The organism is Nocardiopsis sp. TNDT3, assembly GCF_003427465.1.
Taxonomy (GTDB): Bacteria; Actinomycetota; Actinomycetes; order Streptosporangiales; family Streptosporangiaceae; genus Nocardiopsis; species Nocardiopsis dassonvillei.
Window position 1 is genome coordinate 1 of record NZ_QPFC01001127.1, and the last position, 1,999, is coordinate 1,999.

General features: G+C 57.9%; 1 rRNA gene. It reads left to right on the forward strand.

The features are described 5' to 3' along the window. The first annotated feature begins 308 nt into the window (after positions 1 to 308). Positions 309 to 1,841 (forward strand): 16S ribosomal RNA (locus DQW06_RS24665). Positions 1,842 to 1,999 lie beyond the last annotated feature (158 nt).

The window sequence follows — 1,999 nt, forward strand, 5'->3', positions numbered from 1 at the left end:
AAACCGCCGATTTGGCGGGGCGCGGAACACCTGATAAAGTAAAGACACAACAAAGCGGAAACGCACAACGCCTTCGGCGGAAAAGCTCACAGGAGCTTGTACACGAAGAGCGGTTGTTTCTTGAGAACTCAACAGCGCGTGTTTGATTTTCTTTAAGCCATGTTTGTTTTGGCCCCGTCACACAGAACCACTCGGTTCGTGTGCGGAGGTTCCTTTGATTAGCCGGGGTGACCCGGTTGGTCAGGATTACTTCTAGGTTTACCCGCCCAGACGGCTCCTTCGGGGGACGCGGGTCGGGTTGAGTGACCTTTATGGAGAGTTTGATCCTGGCTCAGGACGAACGCTGGCGGCGTGCTTAACACATGCAAGTCGAGCGGTAAGGCCCTTCGGGGTACACGAGCGGCGAACGGGTGAGTAACACGTGAGCAACCTGCCCCTGACTCTGGGATAAGCGGTGGAAACGCCGTCTAATACCGGATACGACCCGCCACCTCATGGTGGAGGGTGGAAAGTTTTTCGGTCAGGGATGGGCTCGCGGCCTATCAGCTTGTTGGTGGGGTAACGGCCTACCAAGGCGATTACGGGTAGCCGGCCTGAGAGGGCGACCGGCCACACTGGGACTGAGACACGGCCCAGACTCCTGCGGGAGGCAGCAGTGGGGAATATTGCGCAATGGGCGAAAGCCTGACGCAGCGACGCCGCGTGGGGGATGACGGCCTTCGGGTTGTAAACCTCTTTTACCACCAACGCAGGCTTCCAGTTCTCTGGAGGTTGACGGTAGGTGGGGAATAAGGACCGGCTAACTACGTGCCAGCAGCCGCGGTAATACGTAGGGTCCGAGCGTTGTCCGGAATTATTGGGCGTAAAGAGCTCGTAGGCGGCGTGTCGCGTCTGCTGTGAAAGACCGGGGCTTAACTCCGGTTCTGCAGTGGATACGGGCATGCTAGAGGTAGGTAGGGGAGACTGGAATTCCTGGTGTAGCGGTGAAATGCGCAGATATCAGGAGGAACACCGGTGGCGAAGGCGGGTCTCTGGGCCTTACCTGACGCTGAGGAGCGAAAGCATGGGGAGCGAACAGGATTAGATACCCTGGTAGTCCATGCCGTAAACGTTGGGCGCTAGGTGTGGGGACTTTCCACGGTTTCCGCGCCGTAGCTAACGCATTAAGCGCCCCGCCTGGGGAGTACGGCCGCAAGGCTAAAACTCAAAGGAATTGACGGGGGCCCGCACAAGCGGCGGAGCATGTTGCTTAATTCGACGCAACGCGAAGAACCTTACCAAGGTTTGACATCACCCGTGGACTCGCAGAGATGTGAGGTCATTTAGTTGGCGGGTGACAGGTGGTGCATGGCTGTCGTCAGCTCGTGTCGTGAGATGTTGGGTTAAGTCCCGCAACGAGCGCAACCCTTGTTCCATGTTGCCAGCACGTAATGGTGGGGACTCATGGGAGACTGCCGGGGTCAACTCGGAGGAAGGTGGGGATGACGTCAAGTCATCATGCCCCTTATGTCTTGGGCTGCAAACATGCTACAATGGCCGGTACAATGGGCGTGCGATACCGTAAGGTGGAGCGAATCCCTAAAAGCCGGTCTCAGTTCGGATTGGGGTCTGCAACTCGACCCCATGAAGGTGGAGTCGCTAGTAATCGCGGATCAGCAACGCCGCGGTGAATACGTTCCCGGGCCTTGTACACACCGCCCGTCACGTCATGAAAGTCGGCAACACCCGAAACTTGCGGCCTAACCCCTTGTGGGAGGGAGTGAGTGAAGGTGGGGCTGGCGATTGGGACGAAGTCGTAACAAGGTAGCCGTACCGGAAGGTGCGGCTGGATCACCTCCTTTCTAAGGAGTCTTTGCAGGTCGGCATTACTTCTACAGCCGGCCGGACTCGAAAGTGGACCCGGCATCCTTCGGGGTGTTTGGGAGTGGCTGAAGATAGATCGAACTTGACCTCGGGCGACTAGAAGCGTCCGGGGGCGCGCTGTTGGGTGTCTGAGGAA